The 21,919-nt window shown below is 41.1% G+C and carries 30 protein-coding genes and 1 pseudogene; 3 read left to right on the top strand and 28 right to left on the bottom strand.

What is annotated here, in order from left to right:
* Positions 1-164: 164 nt before the first annotated feature.
* Positions 165-428: a MarR family transcriptional regulator gene (locus tag ACTNES_RS08565; protein ID WP_291816775.1), complete on the bottom strand. Its 264-nt coding sequence runs from the start codon at positions 426-428 to the stop codon at positions 165-167.
* Between the two features lie 380 nt (positions 429-808).
* On the opposite strand from ACTNES_RS08565, the gene ACTNES_RS08560 reads away from it, so the two are divergent.
* Together ACTNES_RS08560 and ACTNES_RS08555 are read left to right on the top strand one after the other, a co-directional pair.
* The gene (locus ACTNES_RS08560; protein WP_291810661.1) at positions 809-1,381 is read left to right on the top strand and encodes a chromate transporter; all 573 of its coding nucleotides are present in this window, start codon (positions 809-811) and stop codon (positions 1,379-1,381) included.
* On the top strand, positions 1,378-1,920 hold the full coding sequence (locus ACTNES_RS08555; protein WP_441039108.1) for a chromate transporter: 543 nt from the start codon (positions 1,378-1,380) through the stop codon (positions 1,918-1,920). The genes ACTNES_RS08560 and ACTNES_RS08555 overlap by 4 nt, the downstream gene beginning before the upstream one ends.
* A gap of 80 nt (positions 1,921-2,000) precedes the next feature.
* Here the strand turns inward: ACTNES_RS08555 and ACTNES_RS08550 are convergent, their stop codons facing one another.
* Both ACTNES_RS08550 and ACTNES_RS08545 read right to left on the bottom strand, forming a co-directional pair.
* Complete coding sequence (locus ACTNES_RS08550; protein WP_291816790.1) at positions 2,001-2,267, bottom strand: response regulator; 267 nt, start codon at positions 2,265-2,267, stop codon at positions 2,001-2,003.
* A 5-nt stretch (positions 2,268-2,272) separates the two neighbouring features.
* Positions 2,273-2,767: a response regulator gene (locus ACTNES_RS08545; protein WP_291816773.1), complete on the bottom strand. Its 495-nt coding sequence runs from the start codon at positions 2,765-2,767 to the stop codon at positions 2,273-2,275.
* 1,068 nt (positions 2,768-3,835) lie between these two features.
* Between ACTNES_RS08545 and ACTNES_RS08540 the strand changes: the two genes are divergently transcribed.
* Positions 3,836-4,177 carry a hypothetical protein gene (locus ACTNES_RS08540; protein WP_291816065.1) on the top strand — a complete coding sequence of 114 codons (342 nt, stop codon included), beginning with the start codon at positions 3,836-3,838 and terminating at the stop codon, positions 4,175-4,177.
* 74 nt (positions 4,178-4,251) lie between these two features.
* Here the strand turns inward: ACTNES_RS08540 and ACTNES_RS08535 are convergent, their stop codons facing one another.
* From ACTNES_RS08535 to ACTNES_RS08415, 25 genes and pseudogenes are all read right to left on the bottom strand, one after another.
* On the bottom strand, positions 4,252-6,354 hold the full coding sequence (locus ACTNES_RS08535; protein ID WP_300333642.1) for a response regulator: 2,103 nt from the start codon (positions 6,352-6,354) through the stop codon (positions 4,252-4,254).
* A 56-nt stretch (positions 6,355-6,410) separates the two neighbouring features.
* Positions 6,411-6,782: a DMT family transporter gene (locus ACTNES_RS08530; protein WP_291804447.1), complete on the bottom strand. Its 372-nt coding sequence runs from the start codon at positions 6,780-6,782 to the stop codon at positions 6,411-6,413.
* A gap of 89 nt (positions 6,783-6,871) precedes the next feature.
* On the bottom strand, positions 6,872-8,104 hold the full coding sequence (locus tag ACTNES_RS08525) for an MYG1 family protein (protein WP_291818611.1): 1,233 nt from the start codon (positions 8,102-8,104) through the stop codon (positions 6,872-6,874).
* Positions 8,105-8,365: 261 nt separating this feature from the next.
* Positions 8,366-8,866, bottom strand: coding sequence for a nitroreductase family protein (locus ACTNES_RS08520; protein WP_291804453.1), 501 nt, complete (start codon positions 8,864-8,866; stop codon positions 8,366-8,368).
* A gap of 34 nt (positions 8,867-8,900) precedes the next feature.
* Positions 8,901-10,472: an AAA family ATPase gene (locus tag ACTNES_RS08515; RefSeq protein WP_441039107.1), complete on the bottom strand. Its 1,572-nt coding sequence runs from the start codon at positions 10,470-10,472 to the stop codon at positions 8,901-8,903.
* Between the two features lie 529 nt (positions 10,473-11,001).
* Positions 11,002-11,781 (bottom strand): sulfite exporter TauE/SafE family protein, encoded by a 780-nt coding sequence (locus ACTNES_RS08510; RefSeq protein WP_291804459.1) that lies wholly within the window; start codon positions 11,779-11,781, stop codon positions 11,002-11,004.
* A 39-nt stretch (positions 11,782-11,820) separates the two neighbouring features.
* Positions 11,821-12,477, bottom strand: coding sequence for an ATP-binding response regulator (locus tag ACTNES_RS08505; protein ID WP_441039106.1), 657 nt, complete (start codon positions 12,475-12,477; stop codon positions 11,821-11,823).
* Positions 12,478-12,519: 42 nt separating this feature from the next.
* Positions 12,520-12,882 (bottom strand): hypothetical protein, encoded by a 363-nt coding sequence (locus ACTNES_RS08500; protein ID WP_291804463.1) that lies wholly within the window; start codon positions 12,880-12,882, stop codon positions 12,520-12,522.
* A gap of 28 nt (positions 12,883-12,910) precedes the next feature.
* Positions 12,911-13,423: an NUDIX hydrolase gene (locus ACTNES_RS08495; protein ID WP_291804464.1), complete on the bottom strand. Its 513-nt coding sequence runs from the start codon at positions 13,421-13,423 to the stop codon at positions 12,911-12,913.
* Positions 13,424-13,590: 167 nt separating this feature from the next.
* Entirely contained in the window at positions 13,591-13,968 is a 378-nt protein-coding gene (locus ACTNES_RS08490) for a CHY zinc finger protein (protein WP_441039105.1), read from the bottom strand.
* A complete protein-coding gene (locus ACTNES_RS08485) occupies positions 13,952-14,080 on the bottom strand; it encodes a hypothetical protein (RefSeq protein ID WP_331476722.1) in 129 nt (42 codons plus the stop codon). The genes ACTNES_RS08490 and ACTNES_RS08485 overlap by 17 nt, the downstream gene beginning before the upstream one ends.
* A 33-nt stretch (positions 14,081-14,113) precedes the next feature.
* A pseudogene (locus ACTNES_RS08480) lies at positions 14,114-14,212 on the bottom strand (hypothetical protein); the annotation flags it as partial.
* Between the two features lie 12 nt (positions 14,213-14,224).
* A complete protein-coding gene (locus ACTNES_RS08475) occupies positions 14,225-14,371 on the bottom strand; it encodes a hypothetical protein (RefSeq protein ID WP_330635971.1) in 147 nt (48 codons plus the stop codon).
* Between the two features lie 242 nt (positions 14,372-14,613).
* Complete coding sequence (locus tag ACTNES_RS08470) at positions 14,614-15,105, bottom strand: GNAT family N-acetyltransferase (protein WP_291804469.1); 492 nt, start codon at positions 15,103-15,105, stop codon at positions 14,614-14,616.
* Positions 15,106-15,201: 96 nt separating this feature from the next.
* Positions 15,202-15,669: a YbaK/EbsC family protein gene (locus ACTNES_RS08465; RefSeq protein WP_291818617.1), complete on the bottom strand. Its 468-nt coding sequence runs from the start codon at positions 15,667-15,669 to the stop codon at positions 15,202-15,204.
* A gap of 198 nt (positions 15,670-15,867) precedes the next feature.
* Positions 15,868-16,686 carry a TrmH family RNA methyltransferase gene (locus ACTNES_RS08460; protein ID WP_320813098.1) on the bottom strand — a complete coding sequence of 273 codons (819 nt, stop codon included), beginning with the start codon at positions 16,684-16,686 and terminating at the stop codon, positions 15,868-15,870.
* Between the two features lie 243 nt (positions 16,687-16,929).
* The gene (locus ACTNES_RS08455; protein WP_291818621.1) at positions 16,930-17,157 is read right to left on the bottom strand and encodes a hypothetical protein; all 228 of its coding nucleotides are present in this window, start codon (positions 17,155-17,157) and stop codon (positions 16,930-16,932) included.
* Between the two features lie 3 nt (positions 17,158-17,160).
* Positions 17,161-17,610: a PPC domain-containing DNA-binding protein gene (locus tag ACTNES_RS08450; protein ID WP_291818623.1), complete on the bottom strand. Its 450-nt coding sequence runs from the start codon at positions 17,608-17,610 to the stop codon at positions 17,161-17,163.
* A 109-nt stretch (positions 17,611-17,719) separates the two neighbouring features.
* Positions 17,720-18,277, bottom strand: a complete 558-nt coding sequence (locus ACTNES_RS08445; RefSeq protein WP_291818626.1) for a cyclase family protein — start codon at positions 18,275-18,277, stop codon at positions 17,720-17,722.
* A 17-nt stretch (positions 18,278-18,294) separates the two neighbouring features.
* Positions 18,295-19,194 carry an AraC family transcriptional regulator gene (locus ACTNES_RS08440; RefSeq protein WP_291818629.1) on the bottom strand — a complete coding sequence of 300 codons (900 nt, stop codon included), beginning with the start codon at positions 19,192-19,194 and terminating at the stop codon, positions 18,295-18,297.
* Positions 19,195-19,231: 37 nt separating this feature from the next.
* On the bottom strand, positions 19,232-19,750 hold the full coding sequence (locus ACTNES_RS08435; protein WP_291804490.1) for a substrate-binding periplasmic protein: 519 nt from the start codon (positions 19,748-19,750) through the stop codon (positions 19,232-19,234).
* Complete coding sequence (locus ACTNES_RS08430; RefSeq protein WP_441039104.1) at positions 19,743-20,138, bottom strand: hypothetical protein; 396 nt, start codon at positions 20,136-20,138, stop codon at positions 19,743-19,745. The genes ACTNES_RS08435 and ACTNES_RS08430 overlap by 8 nt, the downstream gene beginning before the upstream one ends.
* Positions 20,135-20,551, bottom strand: coding sequence for an MATE family efflux transporter (locus ACTNES_RS08425; RefSeq protein WP_441039103.1), 417 nt, complete (start codon positions 20,549-20,551; stop codon positions 20,135-20,137). The genes ACTNES_RS08430 and ACTNES_RS08425 overlap by 4 nt, the downstream gene beginning before the upstream one ends.
* A 16-nt stretch (positions 20,552-20,567) precedes the next feature.
* Positions 20,568-21,602, bottom strand: coding sequence for an AEC family transporter (locus ACTNES_RS08420; protein WP_291804497.1), 1,035 nt, complete (start codon positions 21,600-21,602; stop codon positions 20,568-20,570).
* Complete coding sequence (locus tag ACTNES_RS08415) at positions 21,602-21,880, bottom strand: glycoside hydrolase family 3 N-terminal domain-containing protein (RefSeq protein ID WP_441039102.1); 279 nt, start codon at positions 21,878-21,880, stop codon at positions 21,602-21,604. The genes ACTNES_RS08420 and ACTNES_RS08415 overlap by 1 nt, the downstream gene beginning before the upstream one ends.
* Between the last annotated feature and the right edge of the window lie 39 nt (positions 21,881-21,919).

The raw sequence follows: 21,919 nt of genomic DNA, 5'->3' as shown, positions 1-21,919 counted from the left end.
TTTGGATTTTTAGGTAAAATCTTTTATTCGGATTGATATGGGTATTATAGCACGTTTGGGAGGATATTTGTAATTATTATTGTTCTTTTTAATAGGACGCAAAAAAATATCTCTTCTACAGTACGGCTTCTCTGTCATTGTACGCAAAGCCTACATGGTTGAATTCATTTTCCGTTATGTTTCTCAAGATATACAATGCCATCGTTCTCCAGTTTACGGATGGCAGAATTGATGGTCTGTTTACTGATACCGGATAATTTGTATATGTCATAGAGGAGACATTTCTCACCGCCAATGTGAAGCATATAGAGAACAAACATCACACTGTCTGATACTCCCAGCTTTAATGCGGCCTGATGATACAGGGAATCAACCTCCTCCGTCAGACAATTGATCTGGTAAATTTTATCATGAAGTTTATCTGACATAGTTTCTGTCCTTTCAAAGTATGATTTCGTACCATCGTACGTATAGTACGAAATCATACTATTGTCAACTACGAATATAGATTATCTCAATAATATATTTTGTGGGAATTACTGTTCACTCCAGCAACACGCTTCGCGATGCACAGAATTTATGCTAATCGCATAAATTCGCACGGTATGTCTCGGGATTTTGGCACATACATGCCAAAACACCTCGCGGAATAGCAGCATGCGAACAGTAACTTATAGGATACTACCAATAAACAACAGTCAGGCAATTACTACGCTTCACTTTCATAACAACTGATTGACGCACCTTTCAGACAAAGATATAATAATAAGCAGAAACTCAGGAACAATACCCCGGAGGAACTGCCTGTATGAAAAAACTTTTAACAATATTTCTGATATTTATGAAAATCGGTGCTTTCACTTTCGGCGGGGGCTATGCAATGATCGCACTGCTTGAAAATGAAGTGATTGAAAAGAAGAAATGGATTGAACATGACGAATTTCTAAATATGGTTGCTGTCGCAGAGTCCACTCCCGGCCCCATTGCGATCAACAGTGCTACTTATATTGGTTATCACCTTGCCGGATTTTCCGGTGCAGCAATGGCTACTCTTGCAGTATGTATCCCGTCTTTTCTTATTATTTACTGTATTTCCCTTTTCTTTGAGCGGTTCTTAAATTTCACTTACGTTGCCTGTGCATTCAAGGGAATTCAAGTCTGTGTGATCTACCTGATCCTGTCTACAGGAATCAACATGTTAAAGGCTTTGGAGAAAAATGTACTCAACACCTGTATTCTGTGTGCTGTAATGGCAGCTATGCTGATCTGTTCAATTACTGCCGTTTCTTTTTCTTCTGTTTTTTATATTCTATTCTGTGGTGCAACAGGAGTTTTTATTTATTTTCTGCAGAAAATAAGAAAGGAAAATATACATAAATGATTTATATAAAATTGTTTCTGAACTTTTTTATGATCGGTGCACTGTCTTTTGGCGGAGGATATGGAATGATCTCACTGGTGCGGGATACGGTTCTGTCCAATGGATGGCTTACGGAAAGTGAATTTCTGAATTTCATTGCTGTTTCCGAATCTACTCCGGGATCTATCGCTGTCAATATGGCAACTTTTATCGGCTCTTCGCAGGGCGGGATCCTGGGCGCATTTCTGGCAACTCTCGGAGTGGTCCTGCCGTCATTCTTTATTATTCTGCTGATTACCGCAGTTTTAAAAAATCTTATGCAATGCGCCAGTGTAAATGCGTTTTTGTCTGGTGTTCGTCCCTGCGTGGTGGCAATGATCCTGGCAACTGCAGTCCGTATGGCACTTCCATCATTGGCAGGATACACGAAACAGGCTTCAGATCAGACCGGAACTTCTGCTTTCCACCCGGATTTACGTTCTGTCTGCGTATTTATGATCCTTATCGCAATTCATTTTCTGTACAAAAATTCCAGAAGAGAAATCCATCACCAATCCTGATGATCCTGCTGTCTGCAGGGCTTGGAATTCTCCTCTGGAATTAAACCAGCAACATTTTTTTAATTAATTTCTGAATTATATTACTTTATGTCCATGAAAATCTGATCAAGGATTTTTGCTATCGATTTCATGTCAATAGGCTTTACAATATGTCCGTTCATACCACATTCAAAGACTTTTTGTCTGTCCTCCTCAAAGGCATTCGCAGTCATCGCAACGATCGGAATATTTGCTTTTTTGTTATTGGACAGTGTACGGATCTCTCTTGTTGCGGTATACCCATCCATTTTCGGCATCTGGATATCCATCAACACCAGATCATATTTATCCTCCGGGGCTTCGTTGATGATATTTACCGCTTCAATTCCATCCTCAGCACAGTCAAACTGAATTCTGTTTCTTCCAGAATGACTGTTGCAAGTTCCCGATTCAATTCATTATCCTCTACAAGAAGAACTCTCTTACCACTGTAATCATAGGATCTTTCTGCGCTTTCGGGTTTCTGCTCTTCGGTCTGAACAGGCTTCGTTAACACACTTCTTAATTCTGACATGAAAATAGGCTTTGCAACAAAAGCAGTTGCGCCGGCTTCTCTTGCTTCTTTTTCAAAATCAGTCCAGTCATATGCAGTCAGCACAATGATCGCTGCATCTTCTCCGATCACTCTGCGGATTCTGCGGATGGTTTCGATTCCATTCATATCAGGCATAAGATAATCCACAATATAAGCCTTCTGCTGTTTGGAATTGATCAGTCCCTGGATCATGGTGCGCAGGTCATGAAGAAGATCCGGCATATGCACCTGTTTCTCATCCAGCTTTACACTGCCGCTTTCAATGCGGCTCATGTCCAGAATGTCATTGATAAGACTCAGCAGATGGGTGCAATATGAGTCATTCGATAATAGTCGCCTCTGCTGTATCCGTTACTGCTGTCAATGGAATAAAACCATCCAAAATGCAGATTCAAAGTCAGTGCACCCATAGCTATCACTTCAAGTATCCAATATGCTTTCAGCAGAATTCCCGATTTCTCATCTTCGCTCCTGATCAGATTCCATATGAATACTATAAATGAGCAAATTTGAAAAAATGCACAAAATTATCCTGCTAATTTCATAAATGATTCAAAATCATTGCTTGCTTTTGCACATAGAAACAGATACTGATACTTTTCCTGATGAATAACACTACAGATTAGATGATATCCATCTTGAAAAGATCGATATTCACCAGTTCCTGTGACACAAATATAATGTGCCAGCGACATCAACAGCCAGTATCTCTGGATTCCTTTCGAGGAACGTATCTGGTATGTATCCAGTGCCAGACGATTTTTACATTGTCTGAAAAATACCTCAATCGGCCGATAATACCTCAATCGGCCTAATGCCGATATCGGTATTATCGGCCACCGGCAAACATAACAGGAAAGGATATCCTGTGTAGATAATGCTACATTTGTGCTAATGAATGCACGCAGTGCTTTTGGATTTCCAAATGCTTTTTCTGGATAGCTTAACAGAACAACTGCATAATCGAAGTTAAGGTGTCTTTCTTTTATGCAAAATCACGAACTTGCTCATTTATAGCTTCTTATTAAGAAGTACCATAAAATGTTTTTTTATCTAGTTTTATTGGCAAATTTTATAAATTTATTCTATGATTTCATTCCATTTTTTATGAACTGCTGATATTTATAGCAATCCTCGTAAATAATGCATTTAAGACAGTTCAACAGAATATGAAAGACAAGGACGCTATCTGTAGACGAGCTGGCGTAAAAACATAAGAATTTTACATAGATTTTTCATTACTGCGCATGTGTATTTAACATACCATTTCTATAATTGAAAACAAAGAAATGAAAATGATATCCAAGTATTACTTGCAAATATGAGAAAAGAGGGATCATTATGTATCAGATATTATGGAATTCTATTAATAAACAGGTAAAAAAAGCACATGCAGCCGCAGCCTTTCTCACAGCTTCGCTGATTGAATGGACAACACTTGGACTTCTGGCAGGCTTTCTGGTTACTCTGATCGGTGGTATGTCAGTTGTTACGAAAGCAACCGTTATCCTCTGTGCAGGTGGATACACAGGACTGATCTTTGGATTCTTTGGCGGTATTTTATATCTGTACAGAACAGGTTCCCGTCATTCCACTACAGTATCTGCTCCTTCAACAGCTTCTTCAGTATCTCGTCAAGCAGATATTCGTAATCCGCTTCGCTACTGGCTCATAACCAAATAACCGCTCCTCAGTTTGGTTAAAACAAAAACAGCTGCCTGAATACAAATCGGGTAGCTGTTTTTGTTTTACAAACTTCATTTTTCAGATTTTAGTACCTTATTCAACGTCTTCATCAATTCCGAAATCTTGATTGGTTTGGCCAGATGTCCGTTCATTCCCGCCTCGAAAGCTTTCTCTCTGTCTTCTTCAAAGGCATTTGCGGTCATTGCAACAATTGGAATCTGCGCACTATAAGTTTCTTCAAGTGCACGGATCTGACGGGTTGCTTCATATCCATCCATCTTCGGCATCTGGATATCCATCAGGATCAGATCATATTGTCCCTGATAAGCTGATTTCATTTTGTCTACAGCAACAGTTCCGTCTTCTGCGATTTCTACTACAAATCCTGCTTCCTCCAAAATTGTTGCTGCAATTTCCTGATTCAGTGCATTGTCTTCCACCAGAAGAATCTTTCTATCCTTAAATTCTATCTGCTGTTCTTTCTTATTTTTCTCTTCCGGAGCACGGTAAGGTCTGGAAAGAATATCTCTTAGTTCTGACATAAACAACGGTTTCTCGCAGAATGCAGTTACCCCTGCTTCTCTTGCTTCTGCCTCAATGTCTGTCCAGTCATACGCAGTAAGGATAATGATCGGTTTGCCGTCACCGATCACTCTTCGGATTCGTCGTACTGTTTCGATCCCATTCATATCCGGCATGAGCCAGTCAATAATATATGCGGAAAATTCATCTCCGATCTCCACTGCCTGTTTCGCACGGATCACCGCTTCCTTGCCCGATACCGTCCATTCAGGTCTCATTCCAATCTCCGTGAGCATATTGGAAATATTCAGGCAGGTGTCTGTATCATCATCCGCAACCAGAGCACGCAGCCCCTGAAGCTGTTCGATCTTCTCATAAGTAACCGGATCACCACTTAGCTTAAAGGTAAGAGTTACAGTAAATTCTGAACCTTTTCCCTCTTCACTCTTTACATTGATCGTTCCACCCATCATATCTACAATGTTCTTGGTAATAGCCATGCCCAGTCCTGTCCCCTGGACACCGCTTACCGTGGAGGTCTCTTCTCTGGTAAATGCTTCAAAAATGTGCTGTCTGAATTCCTCACTCATTCCGATTCCTGTGTCCCGGATAATAAACTGATAATTCGCATAACCATATGGTGCCTGGTTTGTTTGTTTAATTCTCAGGCTGATTGTTCCACCGGTTTTATTAAATTTAATTCCATTATTCAGAATATTCAGCAGGATCTGGTTTAATCTGAGTTTATCTGCAATGATATCCTCGTCTTTCACATCAATCATATCAATAAAGAAATCCAGCTGTTTAGATGCAATATTCGGCTGGATGATTGTTCGGATATCATGCATCAGATCAGGCAGATGAAGCGGTTTCTCTTCAATTTTTACTTTTCCGCTTTCAATCCTGCTCATATCCAGTACATCATTGATCAGTGACAGCAGATGCTCACTGGATGTGGAAATTTTACCCAGGTATTCCTTTACCTTCTCTTTGTTGTCAATGTGAGAAGCTGCAAGTGACGTAAATCCTATAATTGCATTCATCGGAGTCCTGATATCGTGGGACATATTATTGAGGAATGTCGTCTTTGCATGATTGGCATGCTGTGCGGTAAGCAGGGCATTCTCAAGTTCTTTATAATTCTTTTCCTGTTCTTTCTTAATCTGTTTCTCCTTACGGTACTGCTCTGTAAGGTCAAAAACATAAGTAATTGCCAATACATCCCCATTCTCTTCATCCGCATACATAATAATGTGCTGTTCCGCAAGCATTGTTTCATGCAGGGCTGTCCTGGTCCAGTACTTATGTGTGACATGATGCTCACCATTTTCAAAACGTTTTAGCAGATTTGAAATATTAAAGAACTCATAAAATGCCTTTTTCTCCTCTTTCGGCACTCTTTCTCCCCAGTATGTGATCACATCCGAAAACGGAGCATCTGCAGGAAGTCCTGTTTTTTCATTAATACTATATTGTTCCTCATCAATCATCTGATACATGATTCCCGGAACATAATTTTTCGTTAAATTAATATTGTAATACGCTCCGGCACTTGACACAAATGCCTGTTCCAGTATCTCAATTTTTTTCTTTAATGTCTGGATTTCCTTATTAAAATCCTGATTTTCCAAACCTCCCGCTTTTTCCTTCATCGATACATTCCCTTCACTTTTTTGCTTGTCTGCATGGTAATATTTTTATTATACCGTTATGCAGAATGCTGTGCAATAACCTCTGAACTCTTTTTTTGCGAAATAATCAGTCCCACAAAGATCAGCACTGAACCAATCACAGAAACAATGGTCATTTTTTCATGCAGGATCAGCATTGTTCCTACTGCAACTGCTACGAAAAAAGGTGCACATGCAAATGCAAATTCCTGTTTCGGATTCTTCAGTTTCAGATGACGGGGATAAAAGAGCAGCAGGGCAATAAATGCCAGTACTGCTCTGGTAAAGAGCACTTCTACAGGCTGAAAGTAGTTCAGCAGAACTTTGGTGGATACGAAAGTTGCGCCCCACATGATCTGAGTGCCACATGCAAGGACATGCCCCAGGATTTGTTTTTTGTCTTGTGTCATTTTTGTTTGCTCCTGTTTATTATAGTTTCCGACAGTTCACGAAAGAACACTGTCACGCGACTTTTCACAAATCAAACAGATATAGGACTTTAGGAACCAGACGGAATTCTTACCAGTAATTTCATTCCATCTTTTTCTGCCATAGTTAAAACCGGGATGTGTTTCTTTCGCAGCATATGAACAATCGGATATGCTGCAAATGTGTTATTTCCTACATATACAGCTTCCGGTTTGTATTTAAGGATCTTTTTGACCTGATCTTTCACTGCTGCTTTCCATTCCTGTTTTTCCATGGATACTTCACCGTAAATCCCCTGAATTTCAAGTTCCGGGACCAATGGAAAATCAATATGAACGATTTTTGCAGACTGTAATTTAGGCATCTGGCCAAGAAGTTCATCTGCTGCCTCGTCACCACCGAAATTTACAATTACAGGTTTCTCATGGAAGTCTGCAAGGCTGATCTCGCAGGCTTTTACAGCGTCCGCTAATGTTCCTGTTGTCATAAGGAAACCGCCTTTATGACAGAATCCTGCACTTGCCAGACCAGTTGCGGAGATTAGTTCCTCATTTTCCAGACCAAGCCATTCTACCGGAAAGCTGCATTTATAGTTCAGTGAATATTCTTTCTTCTGCGGTTGAATGCAATAGCCACCTCTGTTGGACGGAAAAACTACAAATGCAATGTCTGTCTCTGACAGTCGTTTCTGACATGGGACAAACTCCGGCAGAACCAGAATTCTTGCTTCTTCTTTTGATTTTTCTCCCGAATAGATTGCTTTCTGATGCTCCTCCAGGATTTCTTCTACACGTTTATCTGCACGTTCATTTCCCAAATAACGTTCAAATTTGTTCTCAAGAATCATTCCTGCTACACTGACTGCCTGGAAAAATGCTTCATCATTTCCGCCCTGGGCATCCCAGGTTGGGTTGAAGTTTCCGATGAGAGTGGCAAGTTCATTTTTTTCACCGGTATTGTCGTTGTTGTCTAATGGCTCCACAAAGGACTCGTCGAATTTCTGTGCGAGATCTTCGCCAAGAATTTCTGCTCCCAGTTCCTCCCAGAGAAGTCCGAAAGCTGCATATGGGATTCCGTTTTCACGGATACGGCTGTCTTTCTGATGATGGTCGTATCTGCCTCTGCCGATATCAAATACGATTCCGTCGAAATCTTCCGGGACTTTATTTCCTCTGGTGAGGCGGATTTCCGGGTTTAAGTATAACAACAGGGCTGATGAAAACACGTCATCTGCGTGGAATTTTCCGCTGTGAGTGAATGCTGTGGCGTTGTTTTGTTTTATCTGTTCTGATAGCTTGCTCATGGATTGCTCCTTTTATTTAAAATTGTTTGCTTATAAGCAAATAGCTGCTTTATAGTTTATCAGGATGAGTTTGCCTCCTCCTGATTTGGTCAATTATTCTTCTATATAATCTGCACTTTTCGAAAAACCACAAAAAATCAGCAGTTTCCAGAATTACACATCCTATACATTGTAACCAGAAAATGCTGATTTTTCTACTTATTTTTTATTGTAATGATTTTATCTGCTTTTTTCAGACACACACTTCTATTTTATAACATTCTATTTTTCGATAAAGTGGATTCGTGTCTCATCAAAGCGATTCTGCTGTTCTCTTTCTTCTGCCGGGTATCCCAGTGCAAAGAGAGAAAAGACTTCTACATCTGCAGGAAGATGCAGCATATCGTGAACCAGATCCATGCGGTCCTGCATTGGTGCGATTCCGATCCAGACACCGCCAAGTCCCAGAGCATCTGTCTCAAGCCAGATATTCTGCTGTGCAATAGACATATCGATCTGCGCCATATCCTGCACTACCAGACCTTTTGTGCGATACACCGGAACGATCACAACCGGGGCTCCTGCTGCACATTTGGAATATGGAGTGGCTTTTGACAACTCTTCGATTTTCTCTTTATCAGTCACTACATAAAACTCCCACGGCTGCTGATTACATGCACTCGGTGCCTGCATGCCCGCTTTCAGGATCTGCATGATTTTTTCTTTCTCAACTGGTTTGTCCTGGTACTTTCTGATACTTACTCTGTGAAAAATGTTCTCCATGTTAATCGTCTCCCTATCTGATAAAATATTTCTGTTACTTTATTACCTCTTCAATAATACACTGTTGCTCTTTATCTTTTTTCGAATAATTAATTCCTACCAGAAGAATATTTCCTGCATACTCCTCCAGACTTTCACAATACTGCTTTCTTTTTATCTGCGAGATAGCTCCCTCTGCGCTCTTATCCCACTTCAGTTCTATTACCAGAGCTGGCTTATCAGGAAATTTTTTTCTGGGAATAAAGACCATGTCTACAAATCCTTTTCCTGTAGGCAGTTCCCGATATACTGTATAATAATTCTTAGCAGCATATAGTGCCAGAGAAATTGTGTAACTTAATGCATTCTCATTATTATATTGGAGATGTGAAGTTTCAAAATGTGCTCTCTGTATTCCCCGAGCAACCACCTGTTCATTCCGATTCCATATTGCATTCAAAACATCTGCCGAATTTTTCAAAGCTTTTGACACTTCTCCCCAGTCTGATACAGAAACTGCATTTACATATTCATTCTGTATTTCATTATTAGGAATGTAAACACATTGTTCTGCAGAATCATATGCCAGATATCCAAGATGGATCAACAAAGTCAAAATATCATTTTCATCCCGGAAAGTCGTCATATCATTTGTAAAAGTTCCGGTATTAACAGGGATATGTTCTCCTGCCAGCATACTGAGGATATCGTCTTTTAGGCCCTCAAAGTTCATATCTATATATGTCTGAAGTGCTTCAAAAGATTCTGTCATATTCCAGTAATTTCTGATTGAACCAAAAAGCATACTGTTTACAACAGATCTGGGATTATACACTGGTTCGCAGTTTTCAAACCGATAGCCATCATACCATTCTCTGATTTCTGTCATGTCCATATGGTATTTCTCACATAACATCTTTACTTCTGTTCCTGTAAAACCTGCAAACTCTGCCAGTGGCCCTGCATAAATCATGGAAAACTCATCAAACATATTTAATGCAGAATGCGTTCCATATTTCTTGACCGGCAGGATTCCGGTCATATAAGCCAGGTGGATATAAGATTTATCCTTGAGGAAATCTCTCAGAAAATCAAGGTATTGTTCCTGTGCTTCTTTATCCGATTTGTATTCTCTGAAAATGCAGTCCCACTCGTCTATGATGATCACAAACGGGCATCCTGTCTGCTGATAGACATCCTGCATACTTTCAGCAAGATCTTCTTCCTCAAAATATTCAACGTTCGGATATTCCTGCTTTAAATCGCGCATCAGAATCCGGTTTAACCGCAGGATCATTTTCTCCACTGTTTTGCTGCGGCTTAGAAATTCCTGCATATTGATAAAGAAAACATTGTATTTATTGAGATATTTTTCAAAAGACGGATCTTCTTTTATCTTAAATCCATCAAACAATTTATCCGACTGGCATCCTCTGCTGTAATATGCCGCCAGCATATTTGCAGCTATGGATTTTCCGAAGCGTCTTGGTCTGCTTACGCAAACGTTCTGTTGCATGGTGTTAAAAACACGGTTGGTATAGAGGATTAATTCTGTTTTATCTACATAAATCTCAGAGTTGATCGCTTTATAAAATTTATCATTACCCGGATTTAAATACACACCCATTTTGCACACCCGCTTTCTCAATCAGATATCATTTTAATATAATTCAGATCTTATCTTTATCGAATCTATCTTAACATGAATTTTTTTATTGTTCCAGCAGTTTTTCGCCGCAGGCTGCGCCGACAGATGTGCCAATGAATGGAATTAATATTCCATAAAATACATTTATATTCATCTTTCCTCCTTAAATAATACATGCAAAATATGAGTGATTTATAGCACTCCTCTAAAAATAATGTATTCTCTGTCAAGAATCTTTTTACTTCTAATTATTATCAGCTTATGCTATATGGTCATATTTGTTTTTAGTTAGTTTTATCTAACTTCTTTTAGTATAACAGATTCTTCCTAAAATAAAAAGAGCATACAGAACTTTTTCTCAAATTCTGTATACCCCTGTTGCTGTTCACGCGATACTATCCCGCGAGATGTTTTAGCATGAATATGCCAAAATCCCATGAACACTGTTTTATATTGTTATTCTGCAAGTTTTATCGCTATGTCCCATAATCCAACTGATATACTCCCATCATTTACTTAATATAGAAAATACCCACACCGCGATTCCCAGAATAACCAGGATCACGCCCGTTACCCTGTTCAGGGTTTTTGGTGTTGCTTTATTGGCAAATACTGCTGCGATCCTTGCCCAGATAAGTGTGAATGTAACACATAAGATCCAGATGGTCCAGTCCGGGGTTCCGCCGATAGCAAAATGCGAAAGGGCTCCTGTTAATGCAGTAAATGTCATGATGAATACGCTGGTTCCTACTGCTGTTTTCAGTTCATATCCGAGAACTGACGTAAGAATCAGAAGCATCATCATTCCACCGCCTGCACCGACGAATCCGCAGATAAATCCGATGATACATCCGCAGATCACCGACTGGATGGCTCTCTTTTTCGGAGATACTGCTTCCATGGATTCTTTGGTAGTCATGACTGGTTTTACAATGAATTTAATTCCAAGGATAAAGGTCATAAATACAGAGAAATTTCCCATGGTTCTTGACGGTACAAGGCTGGAAATGTAACTTCCCACTACTGTAAAGATCAGAACGGTTACCATCATGATAAGGCCATTTTTTACATCAAGGTTTTTGTTTTTCTTATAAGTATAGGCAGACACTGCACTTGCCAGTACGTCTGAGGAAAGTGCGATCCCGACTGCCATGTAGGGATCAATCCCCAGAAAAGTGATGAGCATCGGACTGATAACTGCCGCCGCACTCATTCCCGCAAATCCCGTTCCAAGACCTGCTCCCATTCCTGCAAAAAATGTGACAAGTATTACTAAAAATAAATTCATGTTTACTTCTTACTTCCTTTCTGAAAAAATGCTTGCTTACTATAATATCTGACTCAGCGTTTTCATTAGTTTCTTCATCTCGATCGGCTTCGCGATATGTCCGTTCATACCCGCATTTTTCGAAGCCTGTATATCCTCTGCAAAAGCATTGGCAGTCATTGCAAAAATTGGAATCGTTTTGGCATCCGGCCTGTCAAGGTGGCGGATTTTTCTGGTGGCAGTAAATCCATCCATGACAGGCATCATCAGATCCATGAGGATCAGGTCAAAAGTTCCCGGAGGGTTCTTTGAAAAGAGTTCCAGTGCCTGCGCCCCGTCCCCTGCCTCTGTGACTTCCATGTGTTCGTCTTCAAGGAGATAGTGAGCGATTTCCATATTCAGTTCATTGTCTTCTACTACAAGAACTTTCAGACCTGTCAAGTCATAGGAAATCTCTATGTCTGGTCCTGATGGAAGTTTCGGACGTTTTGCTTTCGGGAATGTAAGTGTAATTTCTACCTGTGTCCCTGCATTGATCTTACTGTCTACGTCAATGGTTCCGCCCATTCTTTTTACCAGGATTTTTACGATCGGCATTCCCAGTCCGTTTCCCTGATAGAAGCTTCTGGCATCATATTTTTCCTGTGCAAAAGGATCAAACATTTTTTCCATGAATTCTTCGCTCATTCCGATACCGTTATCTGTAATGCGTACCATAAACCGGACTTTTCCGTCTTTCAGCTAGTTTTCTTCTACCCGTCACCATACGGAGCCGCCGATCCGGTTGTATTTGATCGCGTTTGTTATAACATTGATAAAAATCTGTTTTACATAGAGGGGACTTCCGATCACATACGGATTCTGGATTTCAAGATAGCTGATTTGGTCATCGTAGCTGATCTTGATCCCGCCCGGGATGGATGCGGAAATAGCAAGTGTGTATCTGTCTTCGTCTTTTTTGTAAAGCAGTGCCGCTTCTGCATTGAAATACAGAGTGATCGCTTCCATCAGGTTATCGATGGCTCGCTGCACTTCCGCGGTCTGCTCAAAGAATTGCATCTGTTCATTGAGAAATTCACATACGTTTTCTATTGTCTGAGTATTATTTGTGTTCTGATTCATACGTCTTCCCCGATTTTATTCTAGTTCATTATCTGCTAATTCCGCAAGACAGATAAAAGTTTTGTTTTTTTCCGTTTAATACCACTTCTGTCAATTCATCTCCCTGGTAACTGAGTTTCAGGGAAAAGAATGGTGCATCTTCTCTGATCAGTTTATTAAAGATACGGTCGCCAGGCCACATGTTGAGATCTCCCAGCTTTTCTTTTGGAACCCATTCCAGTTTGCCCTCGTCGCATTCTTTCTGTGTTCCGGTAAATTCATCGGAAGTATACAGGCACATGTATTCGGTTCCATAACCCTCCTGTGTGAATGTGACGATTCCTCTGAATTTCCAGGAAGTAAGCTGGTAACCGGTTTCTTCGTAAACTTCTCTGCAGAGGCATTCTTCCGGACTTTCACCCTCTTCGAAATGTCCACCTACGCCGATCCATTTGTCTTTATTTATGTCATTTTTCTTTGATATTCTGTGAAGCATAAGATAACTGCCGTCTTTTTCCAGATAGCAGTGCGTGGTTAATACGCTTTTTGTTTTGTCTTGCATGGATTACCTCGTTATTATTGGTCTTCTGTCATATTCGCAATATTATGTTAATTATAGCAAATGTATTTCGGTTATACCATAGTTCTTTATATAAAATCTGTGTATCCCGGGCAAAAAAAATCTGGAAAATCAGGTTTCCGTATGTCCTGATTTTCCAGAGATTGGTTTTAACAGCAGAAATAAATATTCTCATGTAAACTGCATTTCGGATTGAATCCTGCATAGCAGTAAGGGCAACTGCCTTTTTTGTATTCCTGAAGTGTGAGTTTCCTGCCGCAGTTTCCGCATAAAACGGGATAAGTTTCTTCCGGTGTTGTTGCGGCAAATGGATGGTCTTCCAGTTCATCGTGACAGGAATAGCATGCATAATATCTTCTGCATTTTGCGCAGAGCAGTGCAGCTATGTCAAGTTGTGTGTGATAATGTGTACATCGTCCCGCTTTATCGAGTCCGATTCCATGAATCTTTATGTTTTCCTGCTTTGACAGGTTGTCCTTCAGCGGGCTATTCTTTGGCTGCTTACTGTTATCAGCGGTTTCCTGCATTGTTGATTCCTTTTTTGATCGGAATCGCGATCAGGACTGCGAGAACTGTGATCACAATGTCTTTTGGGATAAATGCAGTTAAGGAATATACTGCGATTGCCGGAATGCTCATGGAACCTCCGACAAAATGCCACTGTAAACCACCGATGGTTTCTACGATCAGAAGTCCGATGGCTCCTAACAGAACGTAAACCAGTGTTGCGGTAGTTCCAAGTCTGGAACCAAGTACTGCTCCTACAAGTGCTACGCCAAATACCTAGATGGTGATCGGTACTCCTGTCGGCATTGGCAGTGAAATCGGTGATATTACTGCAAGGACTGCTGCAAACATTCCAACCAGTACCATTTCTCTGGTTGTGAATTTTCTTTCTGTTGCAGGGCTTTTTGCATAAGACTGACTCATAATGATACTCTCCTCTTTCCCTGTGATGGTTTGTTATGACTTTCTTTTTATATCATAACCGGGGAGGATTGTCAACTTTTATATAAATCATGGTTTACGTTTGTATTTGTAAACCATTTCTGTTTTATAAATTTCTAATCACTACAGCAATCATTATCAGGCACATGCACTGTTCCGCCAGGCGTTTTGACATGTATGGGCCAATCACGCAGAATGCGGATGTTTCCAAAACTTTTTAATTTTTACAGTACATAATAATGCGGAATGATATCTTCGTAATGTCCATCCGGCATTCTGAATCCCTGTGGAATTACGCCTAATTTTGTGAAACCGATTCTTTCATATAAATGTAATGCGTGAGTGTTATTTGCAACGACTGCGTTGAACTGCATGACTCGGAAGCCTTTTTCCTTTGCTTTTGCGAGGCAGTCAAGAACCAGTTTTTCCCCGATATGTTCGCCACGGATGTCTCTTCGTACTGCGTAGCTGGCGTTGCAGATGTGGCCGCATCTTCCTACGTTGTTCGGATGCAGGATGTAGAGACCGACAATTTCATTGTTGTCGGCGTTTACTGCAATTCCGGTATATGTCTGTTCTTTGAAAAATGCGTCGCCTGTTTCTTCTGTTAAGTTTTCTTCCTGCGGGAATGCTATACCGTCTTCTACTACCTGATTCCATATTGTAATGGCTGCTGTTGCATCTTCTGACTGATATTCTCTGATTACAATATTCATTGCTTTGTATCCTCCGTTTTTAATTGAATTTCTTTTGATAATATGTCATTTATTTTTTATATCATTTTCCCAACAGTTAACTTGTCACTTCGAAACCTAAACTTCTTTGCACACATCCACCCATCCGTTTGCTTCTGCTACCTGTTCCAGTTCCGGAATAGTGAGCTTTACTGCACTGTGGTCGTTTCCGGCTGCCGGGTATACAGTATCGAATTGTTTCAGACTTTCGTCAAAATAAACTTCGATTCCGTCGTTAATCCCAAACGGGCATACGCCGCCCGGGGCGTGGCCGATCACTGCTTCTACATCATCAAATGGGATCATTTTTGCTTTTATGTGGAAAGTATCTTTATATTTTCGGTTGTCTACTCTGGCTGTTCCCTCTGTTAAGATCAGGATTGCTTTGTCTCCCTGCAGAAAGGACATGGTCTTTGCGATCATGCCGGGTTCTACGTGGAGGGCGGCTGCGGCTTCTGTTACTGTGGCAGTGGAGGCTTCCAGTTCGATCACATGGTCAAGGAAGCCTTTTTCTTCCAGATATTTTTCAGCTTTTTCTAAGGACATTTTTCGTTTCCTCCTTAAGTTACATCTTCTATGATATTTATCACGTTGTATTATCCACCAACAGATTATAAAATTATAAGCTTATACACATATTCTACATCGTTATATACTTCCTGTCAGATAGATAAAATCATCCGCTTCGTCACTTATTTCATTTAGTAAAAAATACGGCTGTAGTGCTCCCAGAAATAATAAATATTATCTGTGTCCCAGTTCCCAGAATGCCACTGCACTTGCGGCAGCTACGTTCAGAGAATCTACTCCATGAGACATCGGTATCTTTACTGTATAATCGCAGTCTACGATGGTCTGTGATGCGAGGCCGTCTCCCTCGGTTCCGAGAATGACTGCCAGTTTTTCTTCTGACTGGAGTGCCTGGTCATCGATTCCTACGGAGTCATCACGCAGGGCCATTGCGGCTGTTTTGAATCCGAGCTTTCTCAGCGTCTGCATTCCCTCTTGCGGCCAGGAGGACTTTTTATCAAAATATGTCCATGGAATCTGGAATACAGTTCCCATACTGACTCTGGCTGCACGACGGTAAAGTGGGTCGCTGCATCCGCAGGTTAAGAGCACTGCATCCATATGGAGTGCTGCCGCTGAGCGGAAAATGGCTCCGATGTTTGTAGGGTTTACCACATTCTCAAGCACTGCTATGCGGCTGGCATTTCTACATATTTCTTCTACGGATGGCAGAGGATTTCTACGCATTGCGCAGAGCATTCCGCGCGTAAGGGCAAATCCGGTAAGTTTGACCAGGAGTTCGTATTCTGCAGTGTAAACCGGGACTTCTGGAAAACGCTGCAACAGTTCCTTGGCTTCCCCCTCCAGGTCTTTGTGTTCTACCAGAAAAGAAATTGGCTGATATCCGGCGTTCAGGGCTCGTTCAATTACTTTCGGGCTTTCCGCAATGAAAATTCCCGGTTCTGGTTCGTAGTATCTTAAAAGCTGCACCTCGGATGTTCTGGCATATACATCCAGTTCCGATGCAGCGAAATCTTTTATTTCATTAAACATAAAAAATAAAACCTCCAAACTGAGTAATCTTATCTTACATCAGTTTGGAAGTTTGTACAAGAATTGTCTCTATAATATTATTTCTTCTATATTAATTATAGAAACGTTTTTATCATTATTTATCGGAGTTTTATCATGTTTTGTATTGTGGCTCTGTTTTTATATTCCGCCAATCATTCAGCAAAAAATTTTCAAGCAGAAAAATCATCCGCTTCGCTATTTGGTTAAATTTGTGACCATCTGTTATTCGTTTGCAAATTTACCAGTAAATTTCCATATCAAATCCGGTTCTTCCGGGAGGTATGTTACGTTTGGCCGCCAGGTTCCGATCACTTTGTCTTCGGAATTTACCCATAAGCAGTATTCTTCTCTGTAAGAAGTCGGAATTTTCTTCGAGAGGATGGCCTCTCTTAGATTCGCTGCAATTTTTTCTCTTATCGGTAATGTTTTTATCGGTTTGAGTCCCAGCATTCTTTATTTACTCCTCTCTTCGAAATCCCAGAATCCAGTTCCTGTTTCGGGATCGTATTTGCGGCGGATGGTTCCGCCTGTTACGGGGTGGAGTTCGATTTCTGCTGTGTACAGTACAGTGATCGATTTCATATGACCGGCTGCTATGCAGTGTTTTTCGCCGTCTTTGTAGGAGAAAACTGCGTGGGTGTGGTGGTAGTATGTATCGTTTTCGTCTGTGACCACATTGCCGTTCAGGGAGGCGAGTTCAAGCATTCCGGAAATGTGCTGTTCTTCGAAGCTGCCTGTCTCCGGGATGAATGTCTGGATTTCAGCGTCCTTACATCCGCCGATGCCGGAAAAAGTCGCTGACTTGATGTTTTCTTTTTTGCATATTTCGAGGATTGTGCTGATGATCTCGTCATCGCGGTCCATTCTTATGTAATAGCATTCGCCGAATTTTCTGTAGTCCATTATTTGTCTCCGTTTAGTTGTTGCTTTTGAATAAATGATTGCTTAACAGGGATATTATATTCTTGTTTCCAGATGATAGCAACCTCAAAAAAATCTTTCGTTGGACATTTTATACTTCCGCAACCACCCTGCACGGAAGTCCGGTCATGTCGGCGTAGTTCATTGGGTAGGTGTTGGCGGTGAAGTATTCTGTCTGTTGTGCCAGGTTTTTGAGGTTGCAGAGGTTTTCTATGATGAATGTGCCTCTGTCTGCGCAGTACTGGTCTTTTGGGGTGTGTTCTTTTCCGCGGCGGACGCCGGCGAAGTCGATGCCGATCATGGAGATTTTTTTCTCCAGTAATGCATCGATCAGATCCTTGGAAAGCTGTGGATGTTCGGAGAAGTAGGGTTTGGTTCCGTAGCCCTCTTTTTCTATAAAACCGGTGTAGAAAGCTACGAACATATCTTTTTCTACTTTTGACAGGTCAATATCTGTGATTTCGATGTCTCTTTCTGTTATGTTGCTTACATCGAATATGATTCCTTTTCGTCGGGTATATTCCAGTGGGAATTCTTTGTTCATAACGTCAAAATGTGTTCCGAGGTGGCCTACAAGCGCTTTCTTTTCGTTTCCCTGCGCGTCCTTTACCATCTTTGGTGTAATCTTTAAGGTGATATCAATTAGCATCTTCTTTTCCTCCTGCCTTATTCTTTTTCCCGAAATTGTCTGGGGGATACTCCAGTTTCATTTCGGAATTTCTGGTCAAAATAGCTTTGGCTTCTAAATCCGGTTTCGTATGCGATTTCCGTTATTGTTTTGTCCGTTTTCAACAACAATTCCATACTATATTTCAAACGCAACCGAGTTAAATATTTAAACAATGGCTGTCCTGTTACTTTCTGAAAAAAACGTGAGCATTCGCTGCGGCTTAAGTGTACCTCTGCAGCAATTTCTTCTAATGAAATCTTTCTTTTGTAATTTTCGTTCAGATATTCAAGAATTTTCTGCAGACGCTGATTTCCATCTGGAATCTTTTTCTTTATCGTCTGTCTGGGTAAAAATTTCAACAGCTCATCCCATATAAGAAAAAGATCTGCAAGAATCTGCAAATCTCTTTTCTTGGGATGTTCAGATATTTTCCCACAACATTCTGCCAGTAAGTTTCTAATATTTTCTGTTTCTTCTGACTTTTCAAAGACCAAAAATGGAAGCTGATTTTTCTGGATCACTGGTTCCATAAAACGGCGATACATTTCACTTCCCTCCAGACCAAATAAAGTAACTGGAATATTCAATGATATGTATTCTCCATTGCAGTCATCTGAAAAAGCTGAATGTACCTGCTGTGCGTTAATAAAAAGTCCCGCTCCCGCTTCTAGGATAATTACACTATCCAATATTCGGAACTGTACTGAATTCTTTGTAACATAAGAAAACTGAACTCCTGTATGCCAATGCCAGTCAATCAGCTGGTATGTAGCATCTGAAAATTTCTGTATAAAAATCTCCAGTGGAAATTCTGTAATTTCAGGTTCAACCACTGCATGTAGGCCGTCCTTTAATCTCAATTTCTTGGCTGCTGTTACCTTTTTCTCATTCTCCACGTTTATACTTCAATAAATATAATATATTTGCAGATATTTATATATCTATTATAGAAACATCCACGATATAATACAAGTTAAAGTTCTGGTCGATGAGGTCCTGGTCTTCTTTTCTTGCCATGATATAGTATGGAGTCTGTCCGAAATTCTCGATGGTCTGCTCATCTTCCGGTGTTCGGATGTAGCTGTTGACCAGAGCGTCTACTTCGTCGTTGACCAGGGCATTGGTGAGTTCTGTAGGTGTTTCATAGTAGATGATATCGCAGGTGAATCCTTTTTCTTTTGTAAATTCTATGAAGCTGTCATTATAGGTGTGGCGCTGGAGCAGGTCTATTCTGAGTCCATTGTATGTGGAATAGTCTCCTGCTACTACTTTTTTGTTTCCGACTTTTACGTTCATGCAGGTTGTGGATGTGATAGCCGGGTGGGTGGAAATTGCAAATTCTTTTTCACGTTCTGGTGTGAGTTTTGCGGCTGTGTAGATGTCCAGTTCTCCGTTGCGTAGCATTTCTTCGCATTCCTGTGTGGATTCACCTTTTCCGTAGCTTTCACTCATCAGTGGCTGGGCGCCTTGAGCGAGACCGTTGAAGATGGCTACTGCTACGATGGCGAGGTTTGCTACGACTCCATAGGACTCCTACATTTCCTGCAATTCCGAGGATCAAGAAGTTGAATACGATGGCTGTTACACCGGAGGACATTTCGCCTACAAAGGCGGAAACGCCGAGCTGACAACAGGAAATCAGATGGCTGAATGACGGCTTTTTCCAGCGGAATCCTACATGGTTTTTATGGCTTCTGTAGTGGGTGGTGCAGATTGCCATGGTAACGGTCGGGCAAACGGCGGTTGCCAGTGCAGCACCGGAAAATCCCAGGCCTGCCGGGAACATGAATATATAATCGAATACAATGTTAAACATGCTTCCGCATATGGAACCGATCATTGCGGTAGACGGTGCACCGTCGTTTCTTGCAATGCAGTGAATGTATAGTTGGACATGAAAAATGGAGTTGCTATGAGGATGATCCTCAGGTAGTTTCGTCCAAGTTTGATAAGTCCTGCATCTGCGCCGAGCAGTGCCAGTGCTTTGTCCGGGATGAAGATTCCGATCAGCATGAATGGGATGGCGGCCAGAATACACCAGGTTACTGACTGTACGAAATAATGGTCTGTGTTTTCTCCTTTTGCCTTGTTTATGGCATATCTGGTGGCAGAGCCGATTCCGATCATGGAACCGATGGCATAGATCAGGCCATATACGGGCAAGATCAGGTTGAGAACTGCCAGTCCGTCGGCGCCGGAGTATACAGATATGAAAAATGTGTCTGCCAGAACGTAGATGGAAATTACGTTCATTCATTATTTTTTGCTCCTATATAAATTGTAAAATCCAGTATACCATCGGCAACGTCACGATTGAACAGACTGTTGTCACCAAAATTCCACCCATGGCGTAATCACCATCTGTGCCATATGCATTTGCCATCATAACTACCGAAGACATCACCGGCATGGCAGATGTAAGTGTCATGGTCATGCGGATCTCAGCTGATATTGGTAGCAGTCCCAGGATCAGATAAAAGATTACCGGAAAAATCAGCATTTTAATCGCTACGATTCCATAGTAATCCAGCTTGCAGATATATTTTTTTACATCCATGCAGGCAAATACTCCGCCAAGGTAGATCATCGCCAGAGGAGTTGCTGTTACTCCGATTTTTGAAAATGCAGTGTTTAGAATTCCCGGTAATTGAATTCCTGTGAGGATAAAAATCAATGCGATCACAATAGCAACTGTTACAGGATTAATCAGCTTTCTGAAGTCGAAATTACTATGTTTACCTGATATTTCGTTTATTTCTGACTGCCCGGCAGCTATACTCTTTCTACCAGATGCAGGTTGTCCGCATGGTGACTGAATTTCGGAAACTTTTTCCACTCTTTCCCCTGCTTTTGAAGTAAGTCTTACTCCAACTGTCCACAACATCAGCTGATCGATCATTGTAAATACAGAAATATAGAGCATTCCTCGTTCCGGAAAAATACTGGTTACAATAGGAATTCCCATAAATCCGATATTCCCAAACGCACTCATGGCAGAATACAGCTGCTGATGGTCTCCCTGCAAACGAAACAGTTTCCCGGACAGAAAGCTTAATCCAAACAGACAGATATACATAAAGAACGCAATCCCAAGAATGGATAAGGAGTGAAAAAGCATCTCCTTATCCACTCCGTTAACCGTGTTTGTAAAGATCATAACCGGCAGAGCCAGCTTGATCACCAGTCTGGAAACAACTTCCATGTTCTCTCTGTTCAGTGCCTTCGTGCGGATCAGAATGATACCTGCAAGGATATAGATCACGAACATTCCCAGCTGGTTGATCAGAATAGACAGTGTACTCATCAGTCAATTCTCAGGATCACGCTCAGGATTCTCCTTGCACTGAGACGGATCTCCTCTTCACTAATAAAGCCTTTTTCGTAAGCTTCTTTTACACGTTCCGGATATCCTGCTGCCATCTTGATATCGTTTCCTGCTTTTGTCTCACGGTAGTGTTCTCCGAATGTCCACCAGTCTGTTGTTACCAGTCCGTCGAATCCCCATTCATCGCGTAGAATGCCTGTCAGGAGTTCTTTGTGTTCGGAAGTATGGATACCATTGAGCAGATTATAAGAAGACATAATGGCTGTCTCTTATACACATCTCCGAGCCCACGAGAC

It is taken from the genome of Blautia sp. HCP3S3_D9, from assembly GCF_052063845.1.
Taxonomy (GTDB): Bacteria; Bacillota; Clostridia; order Lachnospirales; family Lachnospiraceae; genus Blautia_A.
The sequence above is the reverse complement of the archived record's forward strand: the minus strand, read 5'-3'. Positions and strand labels throughout refer to the sequence as shown.